General features: G+C 63.1%; 19 protein-coding genes. 5 read left to right on the top strand and 14 right to left on the bottom strand.

The window, feature by feature from the left end; all coding sequences use genetic code 11:
- Positions 1–2: 2 nt before the first annotated feature.
- Positions 3–1,457 (bottom strand): M81 family metallopeptidase, encoded by a 1,455-nt coding sequence (locus FQ746_RS32885; protein ID WP_144113963.1) that lies wholly within the window; start codon positions 1,455–1,457, stop codon positions 3–5.
- Positions 1,458–1,503: 46 nt separating this feature from the next.
- A complete protein-coding gene (locus FQ746_RS32880; protein ID WP_144114041.1) occupies positions 1,504–2,790 on the bottom strand; it encodes an MFS transporter in 1,287 nt (428 codons plus the stop codon).
- Positions 2,791–3,014: 224 nt separating this feature from the next.
- Between FQ746_RS32880 and FQ746_RS32875 the strand changes: the two genes are divergently transcribed.
- Positions 3,015–3,929: a LysR family transcriptional regulator gene (locus FQ746_RS32875; RefSeq protein WP_144113962.1), complete on the top strand. Its 915-nt coding sequence runs from the start codon at positions 3,015–3,017 to the stop codon at positions 3,927–3,929.
- 298 nt (positions 3,930–4,227) lie between these two features.
- On the opposite strand, the gene FQ746_RS32870 is transcribed toward FQ746_RS32875, so the two are convergent.
- The 12 genes from FQ746_RS32870 to FQ746_RS32815 all read right to left on the bottom strand — a co-directional run bounded on the left by FQ746_RS32870 (position 4,228) and on the right by FQ746_RS32815 (position 16,436).
- Positions 4,228–4,977, bottom strand: coding sequence for an SDR family oxidoreductase (locus tag FQ746_RS32870; protein ID WP_144113961.1), 750 nt, complete (start codon positions 4,975–4,977; stop codon positions 4,228–4,230).
- 82 nt (positions 4,978–5,059) lie between these two features.
- Positions 5,060–6,283, bottom strand: a complete 1,224-nt coding sequence (locus tag FQ746_RS32865; protein WP_144113960.1) for an LLM class flavin-dependent oxidoreductase — start codon at positions 6,281–6,283, stop codon at positions 5,060–5,062.
- Complete coding sequence (locus tag FQ746_RS32860) at positions 6,280–7,002, bottom strand: LLM class flavin-dependent oxidoreductase (RefSeq protein ID WP_186310896.1); 723 nt, start codon at positions 7,000–7,002, stop codon at positions 6,280–6,282. The genes FQ746_RS32865 and FQ746_RS32860 overlap by 4 nt, the downstream gene beginning before the upstream one ends.
- Positions 6,992–7,759: an SDR family oxidoreductase gene (locus tag FQ746_RS32855; protein WP_144113958.1), complete on the bottom strand. Its 768-nt coding sequence runs from the start codon at positions 7,757–7,759 to the stop codon at positions 6,992–6,994. The genes FQ746_RS32860 and FQ746_RS32855 overlap by 11 nt, the downstream gene beginning before the upstream one ends.
- Positions 7,760–7,761: 2 nt before the next feature.
- Positions 7,762–8,721 carry an aliphatic sulfonate ABC transporter substrate-binding protein gene (locus FQ746_RS32850; RefSeq protein WP_144113957.1) on the bottom strand — a complete coding sequence of 320 codons (960 nt, stop codon included), beginning with the start codon at positions 8,719–8,721 and terminating at the stop codon, positions 7,762–7,764.
- 69 nt (positions 8,722–8,790) lie between these two features.
- The gene (locus FQ746_RS32845; protein ID WP_144113956.1) at positions 8,791–9,606 is read right to left on the bottom strand and encodes an ABC transporter ATP-binding protein; all 816 of its coding nucleotides are present in this window, start codon (positions 9,604–9,606) and stop codon (positions 8,791–8,793) included.
- Positions 9,607–9,608: 2 nt separating this feature from the next.
- On the bottom strand, positions 9,609–10,427 hold the full coding sequence (locus FQ746_RS32840) for an ABC transporter permease (protein WP_186310895.1): 819 nt from the start codon (positions 10,425–10,427) through the stop codon (positions 9,609–9,611).
- Positions 10,424–11,983, bottom strand: a complete 1,560-nt coding sequence (locus FQ746_RS32835) for an acyl-CoA carboxylase subunit beta (RefSeq protein WP_144113954.1) — start codon at positions 11,981–11,983, stop codon at positions 10,424–10,426. The genes FQ746_RS32840 and FQ746_RS32835 overlap by 4 nt, the downstream gene beginning before the upstream one ends.
- Positions 11,980–13,227 carry a CaiB/BaiF CoA transferase family protein gene (locus FQ746_RS32830; RefSeq protein ID WP_144113953.1) on the bottom strand — a complete coding sequence of 416 codons (1,248 nt, stop codon included), beginning with the start codon at positions 13,225–13,227 and terminating at the stop codon, positions 11,980–11,982. The genes FQ746_RS32835 and FQ746_RS32830 overlap by 4 nt, the downstream gene beginning before the upstream one ends.
- A gap of 5 nt (positions 13,228–13,232) precedes the next feature.
- Positions 13,233–13,949, bottom strand: a complete 717-nt coding sequence (locus FQ746_RS32825; protein WP_144113952.1) for a GntR family transcriptional regulator — start codon at positions 13,947–13,949, stop codon at positions 13,233–13,235.
- Positions 13,942–15,375 (bottom strand): aldehyde dehydrogenase family protein, encoded by a 1,434-nt coding sequence (locus tag FQ746_RS32820; RefSeq protein ID WP_144113951.1) that lies wholly within the window; start codon positions 15,373–15,375, stop codon positions 13,942–13,944. Before FQ746_RS32820 ends, FQ746_RS32825 begins: the two co-directional genes overlap by 8 nt.
- A gap of 518 nt (positions 15,376–15,893) precedes the next feature.
- Complete coding sequence (locus FQ746_RS32815) at positions 15,894–16,436, bottom strand: PAS and helix-turn-helix domain-containing protein (protein ID WP_186310894.1); 543 nt, start codon at positions 16,434–16,436, stop codon at positions 15,894–15,896.
- A gap of 184 nt (positions 16,437–16,620) precedes the next feature.
- On the opposite strand from FQ746_RS32815, the gene FQ746_RS32810 reads away from it, so the two are divergent.
- The 4 genes from FQ746_RS32810 to FQ746_RS32795 are packed head-to-tail and all read left to right on the top strand — an operon-like array spanning position 16,621 to position 21,192.
- The gene (locus FQ746_RS32810) at positions 16,621–17,862 is read left to right on the top strand and encodes an acyl-CoA dehydrogenase family protein (protein WP_144113949.1); all 1,242 of its coding nucleotides are present in this window, start codon (positions 16,621–16,623) and stop codon (positions 17,860–17,862) included.
- A complete protein-coding gene (locus tag FQ746_RS32805) occupies positions 17,859–19,028 on the top strand; it encodes an acyl-CoA dehydrogenase family protein (RefSeq protein ID WP_144113948.1) in 1,170 nt (389 codons plus the stop codon). Before FQ746_RS32810 ends, FQ746_RS32805 begins: the two co-directional genes overlap by 4 nt.
- Positions 19,025–19,939 carry an alpha/beta fold hydrolase gene (locus FQ746_RS32800; protein ID WP_144113947.1) on the top strand — a complete coding sequence of 305 codons (915 nt, stop codon included), beginning with the start codon at positions 19,025–19,027 and terminating at the stop codon, positions 19,937–19,939. Before FQ746_RS32805 ends, FQ746_RS32800 begins: the two co-directional genes overlap by 4 nt.
- On the top strand, positions 19,936–21,192 hold the full coding sequence (locus FQ746_RS32795) for a CaiB/BaiF CoA transferase family protein (protein ID WP_186310893.1): 1,257 nt from the start codon (positions 19,936–19,938) through the stop codon (positions 21,190–21,192). The genes FQ746_RS32800 and FQ746_RS32795 overlap by 4 nt, the downstream gene beginning before the upstream one ends.
- Positions 21,193–21,235 lie beyond the last annotated feature (43 nt).

Below are 21,235 nucleotides of genomic sequence, written 5' to 3'. Positions count from 1 at the left end.
CGTCAACGATCGAGCGGCCATTTCGGGCGTGCGATCTTGTGGTACGGCAGGGTCGACAAATCGTGCGCGTTGACGCCGGGCGCGGTCACGTAAATCACCCGGCTCGCGATCGGTGCGTAAGCCGCGTAGAAGTGTTGCGAGGATTTGAGCACGACATAACGCCGTGTCGACGGGTCGCAGCCAAGCTGCGTGAACAGGTCGAGACCAAACGCCTGACAGCGGATGCTGGTGAGGACGACTTCGACGCCCGCGCTTTCGATCAAAGCGCAATCGCCGAGCTTCGCGGGCGTACCGGCCAGTCCGGTCATTACCATGTCGGACTTGAGCGCCCGTACTGTCCAGACCGCGTCGATGGGATCGCCCGAAAGCGGGCCGATCTTGCCGCCGATTCTGAGAGGCAGGCGCGCGCCAGCGCCTGCGTCGAATGCGAGCCGCACCGCACCTGCATCCCACAATGGACCGACGCACGCATCGCGTAGGCCTCGCGCGAACAGCGCGCGCAGCAGGTAGGTCGAATCGCTCGATGCGCCGCCTCCCGCGTTGTCCGCGCCGTCTGCGAGCACGACGGTGCCCGGGGTGACCGAGGCGATATGCAGTGCTGCTTCGATCCCGGTCAGGGTCACGTCGAACTGCTCCCGAGCATCCCACAAGTCGCTGGCGAGGGCGCGTGCAAGCTTGCGTCCGGTCTCTCCGTCGCGGTCGAGATTCTCGTCGGTGTAGACCACCACCTTGGTTCCCATGTCGGGTGTATCGCCCCACGCGAACCCATGCACGATCGAGACCGATAGTACGTCCGGGCGTCCTTCCAGTTCTGTCGCCCTGGCGACGAAATCGCGTGCGGGAGAGCGTGTCGTATGCAATTGCACGATCATTCCCGTATCCGCGACGGCGGCGCGTGGCCGCACGCGCCCTTCACGGATCTCGGCACATAGCTCCACCAGTTCAATTGCCCGCTCAAGAATATCGGTGTGCGGATATTCCTTCCACCAGATCAGCATGTCCGCGTTCTGCGTCATGCGCTCGGAGAGGTGCGTATGTGAGTCGAGCGTTGCACCGATCACGGTTTGCACGCCGACGATCTCGCGTATCCGTTCCAGCAGGTCCCCCTCGCAGTCGTCATACCCATCGGCCACCATCGCTCCATGCAAACCGAGCAGGACGATGTCGACAGGCAATGAGCGACGCAGATCGTCGAGCAACTCGTTGCGCAACGTTTCATACGCGTGACGCGTGATGAGCCCGTTGGGGACGGCCGCCGCTACCATCCCCTCAATCAGGGTCCAGCCGCGTTTTCTACCGATGGTGCGCGCCGCCCATAACGGGCCGCTGTGCATCTGCATCGCGTCAGGATGTTCACCTGCATGAAAATAGGCTCGTTCATGAAACGATGCGATGCCGGTCGGCATTGGGCCGAAGGTATTGGTTTCGGTGGCGAGCGCGCCAGAAAATACACGCATGTCTATCCTGTGTTGCGATGAAAGAAGGGATTGGGAGTGGCAAAGATCACCGGTCGATCGGGACCCGGTTGCACGCAAGCGCGATCGCGCCAAGAGCGATGAGCGCCGCGATCACGGAGAGACCCGCTTGCAATGAGCCGGTCGCGTCCTTGATGCTGCCGATGATCAGTGGACTGACAAAGCCGCCGATCAGTCCGACACTGTTGATGAATGCCATACCGCCTGCGGCGGCCGGGCCTTTCAGATAATTGCCGGGGATCGCCCAGAAAACGGAGTAACCGGCGTAGATAGCACCCGTGGCGACGACCAGCGCGGGCAGCGCGATGCGGACGTCGTAAAGGTTCGACGCCGTGACGAAGAGCATCGCCGCAGCAACCAGGCAACTGATCGCGCTATGCCAACGCTGCTCACCGGAGCGATCCGAGTGCGCGGCGACTGCCACCATCGTGACGACGGCAGCAATGTACGGCAGCGCGGCGAGCAGGCCGATAGCGAGCGGTTGTTTGACCCCTGCGTTTCGCAGCAGTGTCGGCAGCCAGAAACTGACCGCGTAAAGTCCACTGATCATGCAGAAGTAACTGAAAGACAACGCGTAGACGCGCCAGTCCCGCACGACGCCGGATAGTCCGCGATGACGTGAGGGGCCGCCGGCGCCAACATGCTGAGCCACCACCTGTTTTTCGGCCTCGTCGAGCCATTTGGCCATTTGCGGGCCATCATCGAGAATGAAGAACAGCAGCACGCCGATCAGCACGCACGGCGCCCCCTCGACAAGGAAAAGCCACTGCCAGCCCGCGAGCCCAGCGGTGCCGTCGAGCGCACTCATCACGATAGTCGACAGCGGGCCACCGATGATGCCCGCGACGGGCGACGCCAGTAGCAGATACGCCATCACGCGCGCCCTGCGTTCGGGCCCGTACCAGAGCGTGAGGTAGAACAGCAGGCCTGGACCGAAGCCGGCTTCGAATGCACCAAGCAGAAAACGCAACACATAAAACGTATGCGCCTCGTGCACGAACAGCATCGACACGGCGGCGACTCCCCACAGCACCATGATGCGCGAGAGCGTTCGCCGCGCCCCGATCTTCGCAAGCAGCAGGTTGCTCGGCACTTCGAAAATGACATAGCCCACGAAGAAGACACCTGCGGCGAAGCCATAGACCGATTCGCTCAGTCCAAGTTGAGTCTGCATGTGCGCTTTCGCGAAGCTGATATTCACGCGATCCATGTAGGCGAGCATGTAGGACAGCGCGAGCAGCGGCAGTAGTCGCCAGCCGATCCGCCGATAGAGGGAATCAACGTCGGGGGTCTGCTGGATGACGGGTGTGTCCATTGGTGCGACAGAGGGTACAGAGGGTAATGACATGCTGATCTCGGTTATGCACGGGTTATCTGGCGACCGCCGGGAATCAGGTCGCTGGGTTTTACCGAACGCGTATGCCCAGTTTCATTAGCCGATATGTTGCAATCAATGCAGATTTTTGTAAAAGTTCGTTGACGTTAAGTCAACGCTCATCGCGGTGACGTCGGGTAAATCTTGTATCGAAGGAGTTTTGGATGTCCGGATTGAACGAACGCCGCTTGCATTATTTCCATGAAGCAGTCACCGCCGGCTCGATGCGCGCAGCGGCGGATCGACTGGATGTCGAGGCTTCGGTTATTAGCCGCCAGATCCAGTTGCTGGAAAAAGAACTAAACGTTGCATTGGTCGAGCGGCGTGGCCGCGGCGTCACACCGACCGACGCCGGGCGGCTCGTGCTGGAGACCTATGACGAACGACGCGTGGCGGAAGACACGCTACGCCTGCGGCTTGATGAACTGCGCGGACTCGAACGCGGCGAGGTCTCGATCGTGACCGGCGAAGGATTTATCGGCGAGTTGATGGTGAAGGTGATGCACGGTTTCTGCGCGCGCTATCCTGGCGTGCAGGTACATCTGGAGACGACGGGAGCCGACGATGCGGTGGCGCGGGTCGTCGACGATCGTGCGCACATCGGGCTGACGCTTTGCCCACCTGCACATCCGGCAATACGTGTGGTTCATGAACGCCGGCAGCCGCTCTGTCTGATCGCGGCTAAAGGTCACCCTCTGGCGAGACTCACCGGTCGTGTACCGCTTTCGGCAGTGGCCGGATATCCAATTGCGGTGGCGCGGGTTGGCACGGGCCTGGGTGCCCTCATACAGCAGGCCCAGGTCGTGGACAGCACGCGGCTTACCGCTGCCTTCACGGCTAACTCGATCGAGGCGTTGACGCAGTATGTGACGGTTGGACTCGGTGTGACGTTCCTGTCGGAATTCGCCGTCGAGCACGCTGTGAGCGCTGGTACTCTGATTGCCCGACGCACGACGAATGAAGTATTCGAAAGTGCCAGCGCGCAGCTGTTTGTGCGCGCTGGACGGCGATTTTCGACGGCTGTGCAGGCCTGGCTCGATTACGCGCGCGGAACTGCGATTTTTAGAGACAGCGTCTAACCTGGACGAAGAGCATTACCAATGCTTCAACGGGCAGTCCGCCGGACTGCTGCGACACGGCATTTCCGGGCGCTGCGAAACACGGCGCGGACTGGACTGCTCGTCTGGCGTAGTGCAGCTCACTGATGTGTTTGAAGCGGCGCAACAGACGGCGGAACTTATTTTCTCAGGCAAAGACCCATTCGACGGTCCTGAAAGGCTCCTCGAAGACAGGCATGGTCAAGTCACCAAAAGTGAAACGGCACTACGGCAAGTCGTGACGGTTGTCGGAAAACATCCGTCGGATCGCAACAAAGCCTCAGAGAACGGGTTCGTTCTCGCCCACGTAACGGCCTCCATCCACGATGAACTCGCAGCCGGTGCTAAAGCGCGATTCGTCGCTTGCCAGAAACGCGACGAGATTCGTCACGTCTTCGGGCCGGCCGGGTTCCTTGATCAACTGGTTGGGGCGGATCGGGCTGCTCAGGCCCGCGGTCAGATCGGTGACAATCCGGCCGGGATGGATTGAATTGACACGAATGTGGTGCGGACCGAGTTCGAGTGCCGAAGCCTTCGTCAGTCCGCGAACCGCCCATTTCGCAGCGACATATCCGACGGTATTGGGCAGTCCCAGCATTCCCGCAATCGACGATACGTTGATGATACTGCCGCCGCCCGCTTCGATCAGTGAAGGTGCGATCGTCTTGGTTCCGAGGAAGGTACCGTTCAGATTGACCTTGACGACGGCGTCGAAGTCTTCGAGCGTCGAGTCCAGTGTCGAACCCAATTTCTGGATGCCTGCGTTGTTGACCAGGATCGAGACAGGGCCGAACGCGGCTTCGGCGGCGCTCCGCGCATCTCGCCACGATGACTCGTCGGTGACGTCGAGATGAACGAAGCGCGCCGCACTGCCGAGTACGCGCACGAGCGCTTCGCCCTGTTCATCGAGGATATCGCCGATGACCACGCGGCCACCTTCGGCCACGAAGCGTTTGCTATGCGATGCACCCAAACCGCGTGCGCCACCTGAGACGAACGCGACCTTTCCTGTGAAACGTTGAGAAGACATGGATTCTTTCCCTGGTTGAATAAGCTCCCTGGTGCAATAAGCTGAGGGAGCAACAAAAGATGGTGTCGATGGTGCAGGTACGTCAGCGTTCAGGCAACGAGAGCCGTTGCCTCAGCGTCTGCCCGGGCGTGGGGCCGCGTAGCAGTCCGAGTTCGCGCAATCTGGGCGAGACATGCTCGACGAACAGATTCAGGTCAACCGGGAACGCGTGTGGCATGAACATGAAGCCGTCCGCACCGCCCGCTTCGAACCACTCGTGCATCTTCCCGGCCAAGGCTTCCGTCGTACCCGTGAACGCGGCATGTCCGCGACTGCCGGCCAGCAGATGAAGCAGGGCACGCACGGTCTTTGGTCGTTCGCGTTCGATCACACCGGCAATCACGCCGAAGCGGCTCTTGATGCCCTGAAACTGCTCGATATCGCCGAGGACTGGAGGAAGCGGGCCATCCAGATCCGCGCTCGACAGGTCCACGCCAAAGCCGGCCAGCCAGGCGAGCGAGGCTTCGGGTGCGATCAGCGCGTCGAGCGCGCGCTTCTTTTCGTGGGCCTCCAGATCGGTCAGTCCGATCGAGGGGCCGATACCGGGAATGACCTTGAGCGAATCCGGATCGCGGCCATAAAGCTGTGCACGTTCGCGCATGTCGGTGCGAAACGCGATGGCGTCGGCGAGCGTGTTTTGCGCGGTGAACACCACGTCGGCATAGCGCGCTGCGAAATCCCGACCGTCCGGCGAGGAGCCTGCCTGAACCAGCACGGGTGTGCCCTGAACCGGGCGCGGGACGGCTGCACGGGCATCGTCATGGCGGTCACCGTCACGCCAAAGTTGCAGCACGTCGTCGACGACGCGTGCGCCTAGCTGGTAGCGTTCGGCGTGTGCGACCGGTTGATCCTGTCCGAAGTTCGCGCTGGCCTGCGGCTCGCCATTGGTGACGATGTTCCAGGCAGCGCGACCGTTGCTGACGTGATCGAGCGTCGAGAATCCGCGCGCGATTTCCTCGGCCTTCGCGAAGGTGGCCGACCCGGTTGCAATGAGTCCGAGCGACGACGTTGCGGAGGCGACCCCGGCCATCAGTGTCAGCGGATCGAGCTCCCAACGGGGGCTATGCGCGACACCGGGATAGAACACGAAGAAGTCCGCCACGAACATGGCGTCGAAGCCGCCTCGTTCCGCGGTTCGCGCCAGCTCCTGGTAGTAGCCGATATCGCGCAGGCGCTCGGGTTGTGCATCGGGAAGTCGCCAGGCCGCTTCATGATGGCCGGTCACGAGCGCATTGACGAACAGGATCATTTTCCGGGTATCAGTCATGCGTGACTCGCATTCGAGGTCGTGGACGCAGGCGGAAGATTCAACGCGGCTCTGAGCGTGCGCGTTGCGGAAATCGCCGGCTCTCCGACTTCCGGCGCGGTGTGCGAATCGACAGCCATGTCGAGCCAGCGCCCCATATCCGTCGGTAACGTGACGACGGTGTCATCCATGAGGACATCGGCGTCGTCGCCCTTCGCGCCGAAGTACACCGGATGCCCCTGTACAGGACGCGGAATGTCGAGCGGACCCATCACGGAGTAGAACGGGCCGCGATGCGCGATCGGTCGGATCGCGGTCGTGTCGATATAGACGCCCCGATCGCGATCGATCTGATGCGCGCCGTCCGCCCAGCTGTTCCACAAGGCTCGCAACACGTGCACGTATTCCGAGCGTTGCGCCTCGCTGACGGCGGCCGTCAGCCGCCAACCCGCGCGACCTCCGCTGATGTGATCGAGCGCGGCGAGGCGGCGTGCCGCCGTGTAGGGAGGAATGACCGCGGGATCGATACCGGCGACCAGTCCGATCCGGCCGGTGCGCGACGCGAGTGCCGACAGCACCGTGAGTGCGTCGAATGAATGAGCCCCGGCGGGCAGGATCAGCGAGCTCCACCCCGCGCGGTCGGCGCTTACGGCGATGTCGGAGAGGAGGGCAAAGGTGGCGCGTACGCCACCAGGCACCTCGAGATGTCGGCTCGCAGGCGGGCGCAGGTTAGCAGGCAAGGAAACCTCCATCGCACGGGATGATCGCGCCGTTGACGTAATCCGAAGCGTGCGACGCGAGGAAGATAGCCAACCCTTCGATATCCGCAGGTTCGCCCCAGCGTCCGGCCGGAATACGGTCGAGCGAACGCTCATGGATGCTGGCATCCACCGACAGTGCCGAGGTCAGGGCGGTGCGCATGAAGCCCGGTGCGATGGCGTTTACCTGAACGCCCCGGCCGGCCCATTCGGTCGCGAGCGAACGCGTCAACTGGGCGATTCCACCTTTGCTCACGCCATACGCCAGCGCATGATCCGAACCGGCGAAGCTCCGGATCGATGCGACGTTGATGATCTTCCCTTGTCGTCGTTCCAGCATGCCGGCGGCGTAACGCTGGCTTAGCAGAAACGCCGCCGACAGATTCAACGCAAGGGTGGCATCCCAGTCGTCGACGGAATGGGTTTCGGCAGCGGAGCGAAACTGCCTGCCGGCATTGTTTGCAAGTATGTCGATGCGGCCGTCGAACCGGGCAAACGCGGCATCCGCCGCTTCGGCCAACTGCGCACGATCGGAAAGGTCGCCATGCACGGCAAAAGCCGGCTGTCCGAAGGCGGAGAGTTCGTCCAGCAAATTCCCGGGCACGGGTTCGATATCGATGATGCCGATGCGCGCGCCGGCTCGGGCCAGTCCCCGCGCGATGCCCGCGCCCAGGCCGCGCGAGCCGCCGGTGACGACGGCGTGATGCCCCTCGAGATCGAATAACGCGGCGGCATCCATGGTTATTTTCCTGCCGGAATATCGACGAAGGTGTCGATATCGAGCGGATTGCGGATCAGCCGGTTATCCTGGAGGAAGGTCACGGAACGCTTCAACTCGGCGCGGGCGTTAGCGTCGAGCGGGGGCACCCAGGTCGAGCGGCTGAATGCCACCAGAGTCTGCTCCGGCGTCAAACCGAATACCGGCGCGAGCTGTTTGGCGGCGACCTGCGGATGCGCACGCAACTCATCGGCGCCGCGCTGCACCGCCCGCAAGTAAGCCTGAACATACTGCGGATGATTCTTCAGGACCGAAGCCGACGCGATGATCGGATTCAGGTTGTTCTTCAGCCCATCGCCTGTGCGTAGCACGCGAATCTTGTGCGTCGTGTCGAGCCGCACGAATACCGGATCCCAGACAAGCGCGGCATCGATATCACCCTTCAGGAGCGCCGCGCCCATGTCATCCAGACCGAGGTTGACGAACTGCACGTCGGACAGGCTCAGCCCCGCTTCCTTGAGAACCAGCACGAGCAACTCATGCACGTTGCCGCCGCGTAATGTTGCGACTTTCTTGCCTTTCAGTTCGGCCACCGTTTTGATCGCGGAGTCGCTGCGCACGACTAGCGCCTGGGCCGCACCGCCTTTATACGAGAGACCGATCGCGCGATCGTCGATACCGGATGCGCGACCGACGAGCGCGGGCGTGTCGCCCAGCGAAGCAATATCGATATCGCCAGCGGCCATCGCTTCGTTCGTCGGCGGGCCGCCGGCAAACTGCGACCACTTGAGCGACACGTCGTTGAGACCTTCTTTCTTCAGTTCTTCTTCGATCCAGCCATTCTGTTTGGCGACGAGGATCGCCGAATAGGGAACGAAGGGCATGATGCCGAGCCGTAACGTATCTGCCGCATGAGCGAGAGAGCTTGCAAGGGCCACGCCCATACCCACGATCACGAGACTACGCTTAATTGTTTTTTGCATAAGTAATCCATATTAAATAGAAAGCGCGAGCGGACGTCGGTGTGTGCGTCGCCGCGCGTTGGAAGCTAGCTAGCGTGAATGCTGGAAAAACTGCTCGTACAAAGTTGTGCGCATCTTGCCGAAGGCCGGGTCGGCCCGGTCGCGCGGGCGCGGCAACGACACGGGCAGAATGGTGCGTACCCGGCCCGGCCGCGAAGAGAGCACGAGTATCCGGTCCCCGAGATACAACGCTTCTTCGATGTCGTGCGTGACGAGAATCGTCGTAATGCGCTCGCTGGCCCGCACCCGCAGCAGTTCGTCCTGCAACTGCATGCGCGTGATGGCGTCGAGCGCGCCAAACGGCTCGTCGAGTAGCAGTACGCGGGGCTGGTGCGCTAAAGCCCGCGCAATGGCCACGCGTTGCGCCATGCCTCCCGACAACTGCGCCGGGTAGGCTGCACTGAATCTGGTCAGACCGACCAGTTCGAGTTTTGCATCGACTGCGTGGCGACGGGCATCGCCCGATAACCGGTGCAGGCCGAGTTCGACGTTCTCGCGCACCGTCATCCAGGGCACCAGCCGGTGGTCCTGAAAAACGAAACCTCGCTCCAGACTGGCGCCTTCGACGACATCGGCACCCGTCGTGATCCGGCCGCTGTCCGGCCGTTCGAGCCCGGCGACGAGGCGCAGCAGGGTGCTCTTGCCGCAGCCGCTCGCGCCGAGCACGCAGAGTACTTCGCCGGGCCGCACGTCGAGACTGATGTCCGACAGCGCCTGAACCGGTTCGCCGTTCGAGCCGATGAATGCTTTGGAGACGCTTTCCAGCGAAACCGAAACACTGTCGGCATGGGATGCGACGTGATCGAGTTCGGCTGTCGCATCGTCGAGTGTGAAGGAAGAGGGCATCGTCAAAGTCCCGTGAAATGGGAGCGCCAGCGCACCATGCGCTTTTCGGCGGCGCGCAGCAGATCGTCGGTGAGCTTGCCCAGCACGCCGAGCACCAGCATGCCGGCCAGCACCAGGTCTGCCTGCGACATGGCGCGGCCGTCCATGATCAGAAAGCCGATGCCGCTCGAAGCGGCAATCAGTTCCGCGGCGACCACGCACATCCACGCCATTGCCAGCCCAAGCCGCAAGCCGCTGATGATCTGCGGCAATGCGCCCGGAATCATGATCCGGCGAATGAACAGACCGCGAGGCAGTTCCAGTACGCGCGCCAGTTCGACATAGCGGCTGTCGGTCTGGCGGACGGCATCCACGGTGCTCGTCAGGATCGGGAAGAAAGCGCCGATCACGATGATGAACACCTTGGCGCCCTCATCGATACCGAACCACAGGATGGAAAGCGGAATCCACGCGATCGGCGGCACGGGTTTGAGTATCTGGATGAGCAGATCGGCAAGCCGGTTCAGCGGCGCGAACAGACCCATGCCGATGCCGAGAGAAACGGCCAGCACCGCGGCAAGCGTATAGCCCTCGATGACCCGCAAGCCGCTGGCGCGGACATGGCGCCACAGGTCGCCCGTCGATGCGAGATACCACAACGTCTCCGCGACATACCATGGCGACGGCAACAAGGTGGGCGAGATCAGCTTGAGCACGGAGCCGAGTTGCCAGATGGCGAGAATCGCGACGGGCAGCGCGAACTTGCCGATATAGCGGCGCAGTCCGGCGAATCGCTGTGCGAGAGGCAGCAAGTGGTTGGCGGGGACGCGATGCACGTTCATCGTGGCGCTCCTGTCTGATTGGCGAGCAGCGCGAGCCGGCCCTGCATCGCGCCGACGAAACGGCATAGATAAGCGCGCGTATCGCGTGGATCAATGATGTCTTCGACGCCGAATGCCTGCGCAGTGGCCCACGGAGAAGCGAGTGCCCGCAGCTCGTCTTCGAGTTGCGCGCGCCGTTCGGCCGGATTGGCGGCGGCCGCTATCTCGCGCTTGTAGGCTACTTCGACGCCACCCTCGATGGGCAGCGATCCCCATTCCGCCGAGGGCCACGCGAGCTTGAGCCCGAGACCGTTTTTCTCGGTGGTGGCCATGCCGCCCATTCCGTAGCATTTGCGTATGACGACCGTCAGCTTCGGCACGCGCGCGCGCAGGCCCGCCGACACGGCACGCATGCCTTCGCGCAGGGTGCCGTCACGTTCGGCCTGCACGCCGACCATGAAGCCGGGCATGTCGACGAGGAACAGCAGCGGGATATGAAACGTCTCACAGAGTTCGATGAAGCGGATCTGTTTGCGCGCGGCGCAGACATCGAGTGCGCCGCCGCCGCTCTGCGGATTGTTCGCGATTACCCCAACCACATGTCCGCCGAGTCGCGCGAGCGCGCAGATCACGGCGGTGCCGTGCGTGGGCTGGATTTCGAACAACGATTCCGCGTCGACAATCATGCTGGCGAGGGCACGCATGTCGTACGGCCGACGCCGGTCGCGCGGCACGATGCCGAGGAGCCGTTCATCGCGCCGGTCGAGCGGATCGGGACAGGATACGGATGGCGGCATCTGCCATACGTTCTGCGGCATGTAACTGAGAAATCGCGTGACCAGTTCGAACGCGTGTTCTTCGTCATCCGCAGTCTGGTCGATGGTCCCCGCGATATCGACGGCGATTTTGCTGCCGCCTAGCGCTTCCTTGTCGAGCTGTTGACCGATGGATCGCGCCACCACCGCAGGCCCGGTACAAAACACCTGACTCTGTCCGCGGATCATCACGGAATAGTGCGAGAGTACGGCGCGCCCTGCCGGCCCGCCTGCCGCCGCGCCGAGCACGGCACTGACCACGGGGACGCGCGACATCAGATCGACCGACCGCTCGAAGCCATGCACGCCGGGGAAAACGGCGTGTCCGCGTTTTTTCGAACCCGTGACCGAACCGCCGCTGCCGTCGATCAGATTGACGAGCGGAATGGCGTATTCATAAGCGAGGTCTTCCACGAAGCCGCCCTGGCCTCCTTTGCGACGGTCGCCAGCCCAGCTTGCTCCGCCTCGTATCGTGAAGTCCTCGCCGCCGATCGCGACGTCGCGTCCGCCGATGCGCGCCAGCCCCATCACGTACGGCGCGGGGATGACCTTTCTGCCGTCCTCGTCGGCATCGATCGTATGGCCGGAAAGTTTGCCGACCTCATGGAACGAGCCGGCGTCGGCGAGAGCGTCGATGCGCTCGCGTATCGTCATGCGTCCGGCGGCATGGTGCCGGTGCACCGACGCCGTGCCGCCGAGCTGTTCGGCCCACGCGTGGCGCAGACGCAGTTCGTCGACTTCGGGCTGCCAGTTCGCGCTCATCGTTGCACTCCGCACAGATGAATGACGCCGGCCTCGGCGAGCGCGTCCAGCGACGCGGCGTCCCGGCCTAACAAGGTCGTCAGTACATCGCGCGTATCGCGACCGATGCGGCCGCCGCTTCGGCTGATCACACCGGGCGTCGCGGACAAACCCGGCAGCGGCGCGGTAAGGGTGACGCTGCCGAGTTCGTCGTGCGGCACCTCGCGCAACATACGACGCTCCTGGAAATGCGTATCGCCGAAAATGTCGGCCATCGAAAAGACGCGCGAAGTCGGCACTTCATGGCGATGCAAGATCGCTTCGAGCACGTCGATCGGCATCGCCGCGCACCACGCAAAAATCAGTTCGTCGAGCGCCGCCTGGTTGGCGATACGCGCGGCGGCGCGCGCAAAGCGCGGGTCTTCGGCGAGCGCCGGCCGCTCCATCGCGATCGCGAGTCGACGGAACACAGGGTCGGCCATCGCGGCGATCGCGATGAACCGCCCGTCGGCGCTTTCGTACAAGTTGTTCGGCACGCTGCCGGCCAGTGCCGAACCGCTTCGCGCCGGTACGGTTCCGTGTGCCGCAAAGGCGGGCACGAACGGCTCCATCATCGAAAACGCGCTTTCATACAGCGCTGCGTCCACCACCTGGCCGCGGCCGCTGCTCTGCCGTGCGAGCACCGCGAGCGTTGCGCCGAAAGCAGCGTAAAGACCGGTCAGATAATCGGTCATCGACACCGCGACGCGTGCCGGCGGCCGGTCGGGGTCGCCCGTCATGTGCCGTATGCCGCTCATCGCCTCGCTGATGACGCCGTACCCTGCGCGGTCGCGATAAGGTCCCGTCTGACCGTAGCCGCTAATGCGCACCATGATCAGCCCGGGATGGATGGCTGCCAGTTCCTGGTAGCCCAGCCCCCACTTCTCGAGCGTTCCCGGCCGGAAATTCTCGACGACGATGTCGCTCTTCAACGCGAGCTCGCGCGCCAGCGCGCGGCCTTCGTCGCGCCGCAGATCGATGCCGATCAGCGACTTGTTGCGCAGCAGGCTCGCCGCGTACAGCGAGCTCCCGTCGACGTGCTCGCCCATCGTACGCAGCGGATCGCCGGACGGAAGTTCGACCTTGATGACATGGGCGCCGAAGTCGCCTAGCAAGCGGCCGCAAAATGGTCCTGCGACGGTCGAACCGAGTTCGAGCACGGTGAGACCGTCGAGAGGACCGCGCGCACCATCGGCACCATCGGATGAGAAGGATTGGGGGGACATGGGCGTCAAAGAATGAAGGTCTTGTAGCGGATGAACCATGCAAGGCCGCTGCGCATGTTTTCCTTGCGCAGACGTTCCGCTGCATCGGCGTCGCCCTGGGTGAGCGCTTCGAGTACCGCGCGATGTTCCTTGACGGCCTGCTCGCCCCGACCCGGCAAGATGATGATGCGCCGGGTCAGCACGTTGATTTTTTCCGAAATGCTATCCAGCATGTCGGACAGCGTCCGATTGTTGGCCGCTTCCATGATGCGTTCCCTGAAGCTTTGATAGTGGTCGGCGAACGCTTCGAAGTCGCCGTCCCGCACGAACGCCGGCATCGCCTGGTCGAAGGTTTCGACGAACGGCAGCCAGTCCGCACCGGTCGTGTTCTGCGCGGCCAGTCGTGCGGCCATGCCTTCGAGAGGTTCGCGCACGGTGAAGATTTCCACGATCTCGTCGAAATCGAAACGACGCACCAGCGCGCCTTTGTTGGGGATGCGCTCGATCAATCCGCGCAAGGCGAGCGCAATGAACGCTTCGCGGACTTGCGCGCGCGACACCCCAAACTCGTCGGCAATATCGTTTTCGCGCAGGAGTGCGCCGGGGGGCACGATTTGCCGTGCGATCCGGCGGCGCAGCTCGACTTCCAGCGCCTGAGTCGTCTGCGCTACCTGAGCGCCATTGCGTTCCACGACGGCTTCGATGACGGTGGCTTCCAGTATGGCTTCCTTCTGTTTAGCCATAGCGATGCACCACGGTCTTGACTGCGCTCATTTCCTCGAGGGCAGCGAGCCCTTTCTCGCGCCCGTAGCCGCTGCGGCCGAAACCGCCAAACGGCAGTTCGACGCCCGCGCCCGCACCGTAACAATTGATGAACACCTGGCCGCTGCGAACCCGCCGCGCCATGCGCGCCTGGCGATCGCCATCACGCGTCCAGACGCCCGTAACGAGTCCGTAAGGCGTGTCGTTGGCCAGTGCAATGGCATGCTCTTCGCTGTCGAAGGGCAGCGCCGCAAGGACGGGACCGAACACTTCGTCGCGCGCGAGTTCGTGATCGCGCGGCACGTTGCCGAATAACGTCGGCGCAAAAAAATAGCCGTCGGGCGAGGTACCGTCCTTGATCCGGCCGCGTGCGAGTATCGCGACGCCATCGCGCGAAGCGCGGTCGACAAAGCGCGTCACCCGTTCCAGTTGCGTGCGATTGATCAGGGGACCGCACGCTGCGTCGTGCTCCGGCGCGCCGACCTGCAACGCCGAGAATGCCTCGGCAAGCCGTGCCGTGAACGACGCGTAGCTATCGCGCGCAATCAATACGCGGCTGCCGGCAGAGCACGTCTGCCCGGCGTTCTGCACGATCGCATTGACGATCACGGGGAGTGCGGCGTCGAGATCCGCGTCGTCGAAGACGATCTGCGGAGACTTGCCGCCCAGTTCGAGCACGCATCGCACATGGTTGATGGCGGCGGCCTGCTGCACGAGCGTACCGACGCGCGGCGAGCCGGTAAACGAAATGAAATCGATGCCCGGATGCGCGGCGAGCGCGGCGCCGGCTTCGTCGCCGGTGCCCGTTACGACATTCAGCGCACCTGCCGGCAAACCGGCGTCCAGCAGAATCTGTGCGAGTTTCAGCGTGGTCAGGCACGCATCTTCGGCGGGCTTGAGCACGGTGGCGTTGCCTACCGCGAGGGCGGGCGCTATCGAGCGACCGAACATGACTGCCGGGTAATTCCACGGAATGATGTGCGCGGTGACGCCCAGAGGCTCACGGGTCGCCACGGCGTTATGGCCCGCAAGATAAGGGATGACATGACCGCCGACTTTATCCGCCGCACCGCCGTAGAACTCGAAATAGCGGGCTACCACGTCGATTTCGGCGCGGGCGACCCGTAGAGGTTTACCCGTCTCGCGCGCTTCCAGTTTCGCGAGCTCGTCTGCCTGCCCCGAAACCAGCGATGCAGCCCGCAGCAGGACGCGTGAGCGTTCGAGCGCGGTGAATTGCCCCCAGCTATCGGAGAGTGACGCGCGAGCGGCCGTGACCGCGTCGTCGATATCGTCGGCACGGCCCCGGCCGATTTCCGCAAACGTCTTGCCGGTGCTCGGGTCGACCACGTCGAGTGCCAGCCGTTCGCGTGGCGTGCGCCACGTTCCATTGATCAGAAGCGTTTGCATTGAGAATTTGTCCGTGTGACGCGTGCGTCGATTGCAATGCGACCACTCTAGATGCACGGTGCGAGCAAACAAACCGATTTATAACGCTATGAATACAACTTAATTTCATAAGTCGATTCAAGGATGTAAACAGGATTGTTTAATCTTGGCTGGATTTGTCGTGGGCAGGGGCAATGGGCGCGCGATAGGTGCGCCAGATCATGCTCGAGGTGTGCAGCACACTCGAACTCGGCAGCGTCAGGGGTGATCGTCGCGATGGTGAGCGCGGGGCTGGGGTGTAGGTGCTGGGGTGTAGGTGCTGCAGGTGGTCGATTTGAGCGTCTGCGAGCGGTACCCGGTGAAGACGATTCGCCTTGGCGCGTCGCCGCCGCCAACCGGTTGCTGCATGCGGTTCGGGACGCGCTGGCGCTGCAGCGTGCCGGGTCGTCAGTTCCGGCTGGGCGTTAAACGTGTTGCAACGCGAAAGGCGTTTTCCACGTAATCGGTCGGCTTCGCTCCCCGCGCACGCCGACCTGACATCATGCTGGATTGACGCGCAGCAACGCAACCAGTTGCATCGCGTTGCGTGCCCCGACCTTAACCATCAGGCGGGCTCGGTAGGTTTCCACCGTGCGATGGCTGATGCCTATCTGCCGCGCAATCTCCTTGCTAGTCAAACCATCCTGCAATCCCGCCACGATCTCGCGCTCGCGCTCCGATAGAAGCATGGGCGCCGGACGCGCCGGTTCGAGCAGTTCCAGTGTGCAAGCCATGGTCGCGTAAGGGCTGTGCCGGTCCTTGCAGGAGCCGCGTACGCGCACGCGAACAGGTGCGCCGTCGCGCCGCAACATGATGCGTTCATCACAATGCTGACCACTGCGGCTCAAGGGTTCGAGCCAGCGATCGCCGAATTCGCGATAGTCGCTGATGCTGGGGAAAAGCATTTCCCACGATTTGCCGATCAGCTCGCCAGGGCCGAAACCGAAGATGCCGGTAAATACGTCGTTGTTTGTAGCGATTTTGCGTTCGTGAGAAAGCACGACGCCAATCGGCAATAGATTGATCAGCAGATCCGATTCCACTAGCGGTGTTGTCGCCCCACCTCTCATTGTCATCTCCTGGTCGCCGGACGGCTGTCGTGCCAGACAGCGCCAAACGTAGTTTTACGGACTTTCAACGCATGCCTCGATAAATATACTGGCAGTGACTTGGGACGCCCATGAGGGCTAACCCGCTCGATATGCAAAGGCTTAGGCCGGGAGACACATGGATTTTGCCCTGTTGCCAGAGGATCTCGTGTTGCGGCGCGAGATACAGGCATTCATCCGCGAGGAACTGACCGAGTCTATTCGCCAGGATCTGGCCGAAGCAGTCGTAGGCGTCGGCTATTCGCCGGCTGCACTGGAATTTCTCGCAAAAATTCGCGCCCGCGGCTGGACCGCGGTGAGCTGGCCCACGCAATACGGTGGCCAGGGCCGCAGCCGGTTCGCGCAGTTCATCGTTGAAGAAGAGTTCCATCGCGCGGCGGGTCTCGGCGTGGGGGGCGGCGGTACCGGTGCGCCCGCGATTCTCGCGGCCGGCACGGATGAGCAGAGGGAAACGTTCATCCCGGCATCGATTCGCATGGACACCGTTTTTTGCCAGGGCTACAGCGAACCGCATTGCGGGACCGACCTGGCCGGCATCCGGTGCCGCGCCACGCGCACCGGCGACAAATACGTCATCAACGGCCAGAAAATCTATACGACCAATGCGCAGAACGCTACGCATATTTTCCTGATGGTGCGGACCGACCCGGCCTCGACGCGTCACGCAGGACTCTCCGTGCTGCTCGTGCCGATGGACCTGCCCGGCATTACCGTGCGGCCTCTCTGGACGCTGCAGCATGAGCCGCGCTCGCCGGCCACCGCGACCTACGCGGAACCTCGCACGAACGAGGTCTTCCTCGATAACGTCGAGGTACCGGTCAGCGCGCTGCTCGGCGCCGAGGGCGATGGCTGGCGTGTCGTGCAGCGCGGTCTGAATCTCGATCGCGTCGGCGCGCGCCGCTATCTGATTTCGATCATGCGCGACGAGGACCTCGTCAATCACCTGAAGAGCGACGCACCGGGCACCGCGGAGAAACGCGCCGACCCGCGCGTGCGTGACAAGGTCGCCGAACTCTGGATCGAAGCGCAGGTGTGCCGGCTGATGACCATGCGCAGTGTCAGCATCGACGAACAGGGTCTCGAATTCAACTACGAGGCGTCCGCGGAGAAGGTCTTTGCACCGGAGCACGGCGTGCGATCGACCGAAGCGATCAGCCAGATTCTCGGGCCCAGCGCGCAACTCCTGAATGGTTCGCCCTATGCGATCGACGACGGCGTATTCGCGCACAACCTGCTCGGCGCGTTCCAGTCGACGGTCAATCACGGCAGCGTACAGGTCATGCGGGATCAGGTCGCGCGCAAAGCGTTGAACATGCCGCGCGTATCGAACAAGTCTGAATCGTCGGGGAATAAAAAATGAATGTTTTGCCTGAGCGTGAACAGCTCGAAATCCAGCACGCCGTGGCGGAGTTTTTGCTGGCCGAATGTCCTGCGTCGCTCGTGCGCCGCTGCGAGGACGAAGGGGCGGATTACGCGCGGTCGTTATGGCGGACCTTCTCGGAACTCGGCTGGTTGACGCTTTCGTTGCCCGCCGAATACGGAGGGCAGGCGTTGCCGCTTTCTCACCTCGGTCTCATGTTCGAAGAGATCGGCCGGCACATCGCGCCGCTGCCCATACTCGCGACGCTGGTCTCGGCGCTGACGATCGCCCGTCATGGCGATGAGGTCCAACGGCAGATTCTCACGAGCGTCGGGCAAGGTGAGTCGATCCTCAGTTTCGCGGTCCAGGAGAGCGACGGCGTATGGCGAGAGGACGCGATTCATATGCGGGCGCGACGTGAGGCGGACCACTATGTTCTGAACGGCACCAAACACTTCGTCGATCATTTTGGCGAATCCGCCTGCTGTCTCGTCGTCTGCCGGCTCGACGACGGCGAGTTGGGCATACTGCTGGTCGATCCGCGGACTGCCGGGGTAAGCACCGAACGGCTGGTTCCGCTTGCCAAGGATGGACAGACCGTCGTGCGCTTCGAGCAGGTGCGCGTTCCGGTGGAGCGCCTGCTCGGCGCGCAGGGACAGTCGGCGGAGGCCGTCGGCTACCTCATGGATCTCGCCGCGGTGTTTAGCGCAACGCTGATGCAAGGCGCAGCGCGCCGTGCGATGGAAATCGCCGTCGACTATGTCAATCATCGCGACGCGTTTGGTCAGCCGATCGGATCGTTCCAGGCAATCCAGCATATGGCGGCCGATATGCTTAACGCGGTCGACGGCACGCAATTGCTGGCACGTGAAGCACTCTGGCGTCTCGACGCGGGCTTGCCCGCCAGCGTGGAAGTCTCGCAGGCGAAGGCGTTTGCCAACGAACATTGTCTGAGGGTAGTTCGTTGCGCCCAGCAGATGCATGGCGGGCTAGGCTTCATTACCGAATGCGACATCAACCTGTGGTATCGACGCGTGGCGTCGTGGAGCTTGCGGGCCGGCACGGTCTATGAACACCGCGAACGGGTCGCTCAGGCGTTGCTCGATGCGCCAGGGCTGGTTCGTCTCGATACGCCGATCCAGTGGAAACGTGAGGCCCGCGCATGAACGCCGAATTTAAGCCCGGCCCGGGCGCCGGGGATGGCATCGCGGCAGCGCGCGCCATCGACGAACTCGAAGCGCAAGCCGAACGTCACCGCACGCCGTGCGGTGACGGCGTACACATGGTGTGGCGTCGATGGGGACATGGCGCGCCAGTCGTGCTGTTGCATGGCGGCGCGGGCAGCTGGCTGCACTGGGTGCGCAATATTGCGTCGCTGGCGACGCATCGATCGGTCTGGGTGCCCGATCTGCCGGGCTTTGGAGATTCCGACTTGCCGCCGGGCGCGCACGACGCCGATACGCTTTCACCCATGGTGCTGGCCGGCATGCAGACCCTGCTCGACGACGAACCCTACGATCTGGTCGGATTCTCATTCGGGGCACTCGTTGCTTCCTGCGTGGCCGCTCAACAGCCGCCCGCGCTTCGCGCTCTGATGCTGGTGAGTGTGGCGGCGCTGGGTATCGTCGGCAGTCCACCGGCGCTCAAACCGATGCGAGGCGTGGAAGATCCGGCCGCACGCCGCGATGTGGTGCGGTGGAATCTTCATCAGATGATGCTGCACGACCCGAAGCATGTCGACGATCTGGCCATTCTCGTTCAACAGCGCAGTGCGCCGCGCGACCGCGTGAAGCATCGGACACTGGCGCTCGGCGATGCGCTTTTTGCCCTGGCAGCGGAGTGGCGGTGCAAGGTGAGCGGTATCTGGGGCACACAGGATGTCCTGTACCGTGACCAGATGCCTGCGCTTCGCGCAGCGGCAGACCGGTTGAACATGGCGGACACGACCTTCCTCGAAGGCGCTGGCCACTGGCTTCAATACGAATGCGCGGAGGCCTTCAACGCGTGGCTCGCGGAGCGCATCGATGCCGCGGGTCGTGGCGCCACTTCGCGTCGATCCGGCGGAGGGCACGCATGATGAGCGCTACGCCCAACGTGCAAACGGGTGCGCTGCCGCTCGCCGGGCTGCGGGTCCTCGAATTGGGGCATATCGTGGCCGGTCCCGCGGCTGGACAGATTCTGGCGGATCTCGGCGCGGATGTGATCAAGATCGAGAATGTCGACGGCGGCGATCAGGTGCGCCAGATGCCCGGTGCGATGGCCTCGATGTTCAGCATGCTCAACCGCAACAAGCGCAGCCTGGCAGTCGATCTGCGCGGTGAAGGCGCGGAGGTATTTCGCCGTCTGGCCGCGCGCTCGGACGTCGTCATCGATAACTTTTCCTATGAGGCGATGGACCGGCTCGGTCTCGGCTATCGGACGATGTCGGCGCTCTATCCGCAACTGGTCTGGCTGACGATCAAGGGTTTTCTGCCGGGTCCGCGAGAGGCGCAGCCCATGCTCGACGAGCTCGCGCAAATGGCCGGCGGTCTGGCATTCATGACCGGCACTGCGGATAAACCGAGCCGCGCGGGCGCGTCGGTGATCGACCTGGGCGCGGCGACCTATGGCGTCGTCGCGGTACTCGCCGCGTTACGGCAACGCGATGCAAACGGCGGTCAGGGGCAACTCATCACTGCCGGGTTGTTCGAGACATCGGTCTATCTGGTCGGGCAATGGATGGCGAACGCGCAGCATGAGGACGCGCCTTCGGTGCCGCTGGCGACCATGCAGCAGGGCAAGCGGATGGGCTTCAGCATCTACCAGCTATTCGATACGGCGGACGCCAGCAAGGTCTTTCTCGGCATCACGTCGAATGCGCACTGGCAGCGTTTCTGTGCTGCACTCGAGTTGCCGGATCTGGCTGCCGACTCACGTTTCCTGACGGTCGATGCGCGCGTGGAGCATCGCAATGAACTGGTCGAAACGCTTACGGCGATCTTGCGCCGTCATACCCAGGCTGAGCTTGACGCTCGTCTTGAACCGGCGGGCGTGCCGTTCGCACCGGTGCGTCGTCCTGACCAGTTGCACGAGGAAACCCATTTGCGCGAGTCTGGACAGTTGCTCGCCACGCCCCTGGCGAATGGCCGCATTGGTGATCTGCCGAAACTGCCCGTGCGTTCCTCGACTTTCGACATGACGTTACGTGCGCCGCCCCCGCTGCTCGGGGGAGATACGCAGGATGTGCTCGCCGAACTCGGCTATTCAGAGGAGCAGGTGGCCGGGCTGCATGAATGCGGAGCGATCGGGCTTCCCGGCGATCTCCGCGACGCATCCTCCGGGCGGCACTGAAGCAGCATTGGGTCCGATACCGGGCCGCTGAAGCACAACGGGA

It is taken from the genome of Paraburkholderia sp. BCC1886, from assembly GCF_900996245.1.
Lineage (GTDB): Bacteria > Pseudomonadota > Gammaproteobacteria > Burkholderiales > Burkholderiaceae > Paraburkholderia.
The sequence above is the reverse complement of the archived record's forward strand: the minus strand, read 5'-3'. Positions and strand labels throughout refer to the sequence as shown.

Coding starts and splice junctions, on each gene's coding strand:
- FQ746_RS32885 (WP_144113963.1), bottom strand. CDS start 1,457: ATGCGTGTATTTTCTGGCGCGCTCGCCACCGAAACCAATACCTTCGGC.
- FQ746_RS32880 (WP_144114041.1), bottom strand. CDS start 2,790: ATGGACACACCCGTCATCCAGCAGACCCCCGACGTTGATTCCCTCTAT.
- FQ746_RS32875 (WP_144113962.1), top strand. CDS start 3,015: ATGTCCGGATTGAACGAACGCCGCTTGCATTATTTCCATGAAGCAGTC.
- FQ746_RS32870 (WP_144113961.1), bottom strand. CDS start 4,977: ATGTCTTCTCAACGTTTCACAGGAAAGGTCGCGTTCGTCTCAGGTGGC.
- FQ746_RS32865 (WP_144113960.1), bottom strand. CDS start 6,283: ATGACTGATACCCGGAAAATGATCCTGTTCGTCAATGCGCTCGTGACC.
- FQ746_RS32855 (WP_144113958.1), bottom strand. CDS start 7,759: ATGGATGCCGCCGCGTTATTCGATCTCGAGGGGCATCACGCCGTCGTC.
- FQ746_RS32850 (WP_144113957.1), bottom strand. CDS start 8,721: ATGCAAAAAACAATTAAGCGTAGTCTCGTGATCGTGGGTATGGGCGTG.
- FQ746_RS32845 (WP_144113956.1), bottom strand. CDS start 9,606: ATGCCCTCTTCCTTCACACTCGACGATGCGACAGCCGAACTCGATCAC.
- FQ746_RS32840 (WP_186310895.1), bottom strand. CDS start 10,427: ATGAACGTGCATCGCGTCCCCGCCAACCACTTGCTGCCTCTCGCACAG.
- FQ746_RS32835 (WP_144113954.1), bottom strand. CDS start 11,983: ATGAGCGCGAACTGGCAGCCCGAAGTCGACGAACTGCGTCTGCGCCAC.
- FQ746_RS32830 (WP_144113953.1), bottom strand. CDS start 13,227: ATGTCCCCCCAATCCTTCTCATCCGATGGTGCCGATGGTGCGCGCGGT.
- FQ746_RS32825 (WP_144113952.1), bottom strand. CDS start 13,949: ATGGCTAAACAGAAGGAAGCCATACTGGAAGCCACCGTCATCGAAGCC.
- FQ746_RS32820 (WP_144113951.1), bottom strand. CDS start 15,375: ATGCAAACGCTTCTGATCAATGGAACGTGGCGCACGCCACGCGAACGG.
- FQ746_RS32810 (WP_144113949.1), top strand. CDS start 16,621: ATGGATTTTGCCCTGTTGCCAGAGGATCTCGTGTTGCGGCGCGAGATA.
- FQ746_RS32805 (WP_144113948.1), top strand. CDS start 17,859: ATGAATGTTTTGCCTGAGCGTGAACAGCTCGAAATCCAGCACGCCGTG.
- FQ746_RS32800 (WP_144113947.1), top strand. CDS start 19,025: ATGAACGCCGAATTTAAGCCCGGCCCGGGCGCCGGGGATGGCATCGCG.
- FQ746_RS32795 (WP_186310893.1), top strand. CDS start 19,936: ATGATGAGCGCTACGCCCAACGTGCAAACGGGTGCGCTGCCGCTCGCC.